Below are 4,688 nucleotides of genomic sequence, written 5' to 3'. Positions count from 1 at the left end.
TCACCGGCAACTTCTCCAACGACCTCACGCTGCTGGTGAAGGCCGCGCGCGAGATCGGCTTCGAGGGCCGCTTCTACACCTTCTACGGCAACGCGCTGGGCGCGCCGGCGGCGATCGGCGAGGCCGGCGTCGGCAAGGTGCTCGCGGTGGCCGAGTGGCTGCCCAACCTGCCCACGCGCGAGAGCGAGGCCTTCTACCAGTCCTTCCGCCAGCGCTTCCCGCGGCCGGCGGACGACTACGTGCACCTGCGCATGCAGATGGCCGTCGAGGCGCGGGCGCAGGCGATCGAGCGCGCCGGCAGCGCCGATGCGGTGCCGCTGGCTTTGGCGCTGGAGCAGGTGCAGGTCACCTTTGCCGGCCAGACCGGGCGCATGCGCGCGGCCGACCACCAGTTCCAGCAGCCGCTGGTGGTGGGCCTCATGGACCGCCAGGGCACGCCGGGCGTGCGCTTCGACGTCGAAGGCTCCGGCTACGGCTTCCGCACCGTGCGCGTGCTCCCGCCGGCGCAGGCGGAACTGCCGCATGCGTGCAGGATGGTGCGCCCGGCCTAGACGTCGACGAGCGGACGGGTCGGCCGCAAGCAGCCGGACGCAAAGGACGCAAAGGTTCCGCAAAGGACGCAAAAGAGACCTTGGTTCCGCTTTCCTTTTTGCGTCCTTTGCGTATCTTTCGCGTCCTTTGCGTCCGGTTGTCCGTATTCCTGCGCCGCCCTTTCGGATCATCGACAATCGAGCGATGCGCAAGACGGTCATCGACCTCGAAGAATCCAAGATCCGCGAAGTGGCCAACGCCGGCATGGGGCGCAGCGACGTGCTGCCCTTCTGGTTCGGCGAGAGCGACGAGGTCACGCCGGAGTTCATCCGCGAGGCGGCGATCGCGTCGCTGCGCTCGGGCGAGACCTTCTATGCCCACAACCTGGGCCTGCCCGAGCTGCGCCAGGCCATCTCCGCCTACAGCTCGAAGCTGCACGGGCCGATCGGCACGGAGCGCATCGCGGTCACTTCCGGCGGCGTCAACGCCCTGATGCTCGCCTGCCAGGCGGTGGTCGACGCCGGCGACGAGGTGGTGGTGGTCACGCCCGTGTGGCCCAACCTGCCGGCGCAGGCGCGCATCATGGGCGCGCGGCTGAAGCCGGTGGCCCTCACGCCGAAGGAGGGCGCCTGGACGCTGGACCTGCAGCGCCTGCTGGACGCGATCACGCCGGCCACCCGCCTGCTGATCGTCAACGCCCCCAACAACCCGACCGGCTGGACGCTCTCGCGGGCGGAGCAGGAGGCGATCCTCGCCCATTGCCGGCGCACCGGCACCTGGATCCTGGCCGACGAGGTGTACGAGCGGCTGTACTACGAGCCGACCGCCAACCATTGCGCGCCGAGCTTCCTCGACGTGGCCGAGCCGGAAGACCGGCTGGTGATCGCGCACAGTTTCTCCAAGAGCTTCCTGATGACCGGCTGGCGCCTGGGCTGGCTGGTGATGCCGACGCAGATGACCCACCACATGGGCAAGCTGATCGAGTTCAACACCTCCTGTGCCAGCGTGTTCACGCAGCGGGCGGCGGTCGAGGCGATGCAGCGCACGGATGAGGTCACCCCGCGGGTGGTGGCCCACCTGAAGACCTGCCGCGACACCCTGGTGCCGCTGCTGCAGGGGCTGCCGGGCGTGGAGTTGAGCCCCGCCAAGGGCGGCATGTACGCCTTCTTCAAGCTCGACGGCTTCGACGATTCGCTGGTGCTGGCGAAGCGGCTGGTGGCCGAGGCCGGGATCGGGCTGGCGCCCGGCAATGCCTTCGCGCCGGAGGCGAACGGCTGGCTCAGGTGGTGCTTCGCGTCGAAGGACGTGGCACGGCTGAGGCAGGGCGTGGACCGGCTCGCCACATGGCTCGGCCGCAGGTCGTAGGCTGGTGGTGAACCGCGCCGCAAGGCGCGCGTGAACCCCAGCTTCGCTGGCGCTCGCTGACCGCTGGGGTTGCGCTGGCGCTCCACCGCCAGCCTGCCCGCTGCCAGCCCGGAATGACGGGCTTTTCGCCGGTCCGCTATAATCCTTGGGTTCTGCATCCCGCAGAGCGCACGTACGGCCGCACGTTCCGGCAAGCCGTACGCAAGTCAACAACATTCAAAGGAATCTCCGATGACCGCCATCAACAAGGCAGAGATCGTCGCCGCCCACGCGCGCGGCACCAACGACACGGGCAGCCCCGAAGTGCAAGTCGCGCTGCTGACCGCCCGCATCAACGAGCTCACCCCGCACTTCAAGACCCACGCCAAGGACCACCATGGCCGCCGCGGTCTGCTGCAGCTGGTGAACCGCCGCAAGCGCCTGCTGGCCTACCTGAAGGACAAGGACGCCGAGCGCTACACGGCCCTGATCGGCAAGCTGGGCCTGCGCAAGTAAGCAGCCCCCGCCGCATGAACGCCTGAGACGGTTCACGCAACTGCCTCAGGCGTTTTTCACTTCGGAGCGGCTGGTTCGGACAGAAGCTGTGTCATTCCCCAGGGGTTGGGGCCCAAGCCCCTCGGGAATGGCATCGTGTTCGGCCCCACGCCCTCCGACCAACACAAGAGAGGACACGCCATGAGCATCTTCAACAAGGTCACCAAGACTTTCCAGTGGGGCACCCACACCGTCAAGCTCGAAACGGGCGAGATCGCCCGGCAGGCCGGCGGCGCCGTGCTGGTGGACATCGACGACACCGTGGTGCTGGCCACCGTGGTCGGCTCCAAGACCGCCAAGCCCGGCCAGGACTTCTTCCCCCTGACCGTCGACTACATCGAGAAGACCTATGCCGCGGGCAAGATCCCGGGCAGCTTCTTCAAGCGTGAAGCCAAGCCGAGCGAGTACGAGACGCTCACCTCGCGCCTGATCGACCGCCCGATCCGCCCGCTGTTCCCGGACGGCTTCTACAACGAGGTGCACGTCGTCGTGCACACCGTCTCCCTGAACCCGGAAGTCGACGCCGACATCCCCGCCATGATCGGCGTGTCCGCCGCGCTGGCGATCTCCGGCATCCCCTTCAACGGCCCGATCGGCGCCGCCCGCGTGGGCTACGTCAACGGCGAGTACGTGCTGAACCCGGGCCCGACGGCCCGCAAGGTGTCGGACCTCGACCTCGTGGTCGCCGGCACCGAGGCCGCCGTGCTGATGGTGGAATCCGAGGCGCAGCAGCTGCCCGAGGAAGTGATGCTGGGCGCCGTGGTGTTCGGCCACGACCAGGCCAAGGTGGCGATCAACGCCATCCACGAACTGGTGCGCGAAGCCGGCAAGCCGGTGTGGGACTGGCAGCCGCCGGCGAAGGACGAGGAGTTCATCGCCCGCGTCGGCGCCGTCGCGGAGGAGAAGATCCGCGCCGCCTACCAGATCCGCTCCAAGCAGGCCCGCACCCAGGCCCTGCGCGACGCCTCCGCGTCCGTGCATGCCGCGCTGGCGGAGCAGGGCATCGCGTTCGATCCGGTGAAGGTCGACAACCTGCTGTTCGACATCGAGGCGCGCACCGTGCGCAGCCAGATCCTCTCCGGCGAGCCGCGCATCGATGGCCGCGACACGCGCACCGTGCGCCCGATCGAGATCCGCACCGGCGTGCTGCCCCGCACCCACGGCTCGGCGCTCTTCACGCGCGGCGAGACGCAGGCGCTGGTGGTCTCCACGCTCGGCACCGAGCAGGACGCGCAGCGCATCGACGCGCTGGCCGGCGAATACCAGGACCGCTTCCTGTTCCACTACAACATGCCTCCCTTCGCCACCGGCGAAGCGGGCCGCATGGGCTCCACCAAGCGGCGCGAAGTCGGCCACGGCCGGCTCGCCAAGCGCGCGCTGATCCCGGTGCTGCCGAACAAGGAGGAGTTCCCCTACGTGATGCGCGTGGTCTCCGAGATCACCGAATCCAACGGCTCCTCCTCGATGGCCTCCGTGTGCGGCGGCTGCCTGTCGCTGATGGACGCCGGCGTGCCGCTGAAGGCGCACGTGGCCGGCATCGCCATGGGCCTGATCAAGGAAGGCAACCGCTTCGCGGTGCTGACCGACATCCTGGGCGACGAGGACCACCTGGGCGACATGGACTTCAAGGTGGCCGGCACCGTCAACGGCGTCACCGCCCTGCAGATGGACATCAAGATCCAGGGCATCACCAAGGAGATCATGCAGGTCGCGCTGGCGCAGGCCAAGGAAGCGCGCATGCACATCCTGGGCAAGATGCAGGAAGCGCTGGGCGAGGCCAAGGCCGACGTGTCGACCTGGGCGCCGCGCCTGTACACGATGAAGATCAACCCGGAGAAGATCCGCGACGTGATCGGCAAGGGCGGCGCGGTGATCCGCGCGCTGACCGAGGAGACCGGCACGCAGATCGACATCGCCGAGGACGGCACCATCACCATCGCCTCCACCGACGCCGCCAAGGCCGAAGAGGCCAAGAAGCGCCTCGAGCAGATCACGGCCGAAGTGGAAGTGGGCAAGGTCTACGAAGGCCCGATCACCAACCTGCTGGACTTCGGCGCGCTGGTGAACCTGCTGCCGGGCAAGGACGGCCTGCTGCACATCTCGCAGATCGCGCACGAGCGCGTGGAGAAGGTCACCGACTACCTGTCCGAAGGCCAGGTCGTGAAGGTCAAGGTCCTGGAGACCGACGACAAGGGCCGCGTGAAGCTGTCCATGAAGGCGCTGGCCGAGCGTCCGGAAGGCATGCCCGAGCGCGAGCC

4 protein-coding genes are annotated in these 4,688 nt (G+C 68.4%); all 4 read left to right on the top strand.

All coding sequences use genetic code 11. From position 1 onward, the window contains the following. The coding region (locus VFM98_RS07940; RefSeq protein WP_325109374.1) for an ABC transporter substrate-binding protein at nucleotides 1-551 on the top strand (551 nt) is incomplete at its 5' end. Nucleotides 552-735: 184 nt separating this feature from the next. Beyond that, on the top strand, nucleotides 736-1,896 hold the full coding sequence (locus VFM98_RS07935; protein ID WP_325109373.1) for a pyridoxal phosphate-dependent aminotransferase: 1,161 nt from the start codon (nucleotides 736-738) through the stop codon (nucleotides 1,894-1,896). 231 nt (nucleotides 1,897-2,127) lie between these two features. Next, complete coding sequence (gene rpsO / locus VFM98_RS07930) at nucleotides 2,128-2,391, top strand: 30S ribosomal protein S15 (RefSeq protein ID WP_325109372.1); 264 nt, start codon at nucleotides 2,128-2,130, stop codon at nucleotides 2,389-2,391. 180 nt (nucleotides 2,392-2,571) lie between these two features. Beyond that, nucleotides 2,572-4,688: polyribonucleotide nucleotidyltransferase (gene pnp, locus VFM98_RS07925; protein WP_325109371.1), on the top strand; the 2,117-nt coding region annotated here is incomplete at its 3' end.

Source organism: Ramlibacter sp. (assembly GCF_035706265.1).
Taxonomy (GTDB): Bacteria; Pseudomonadota; Gammaproteobacteria; order Burkholderiales; family Burkholderiaceae_C; genus Ramlibacter.
Note: the sequence above shows the minus strand (reverse complement) of the source record. Positions and strands in the feature narration are given on the sequence as shown.

What these genes read in the sequence shown, in the direction of transcription:
- VFM98_RS07935 (WP_325109373.1), top strand. Translation starts at nt 736, where the DNA reads ATGCGCAAGACGGTCATCGACCTCGAAGAATCCAAGATCCGCGAAGTG.
- rpsO (WP_325109372.1), top strand. Translation starts at nt 2,128, where the DNA reads ATGACCGCCATCAACAAGGCAGAGATCGTCGCCGCCCACGCGCGCGGC.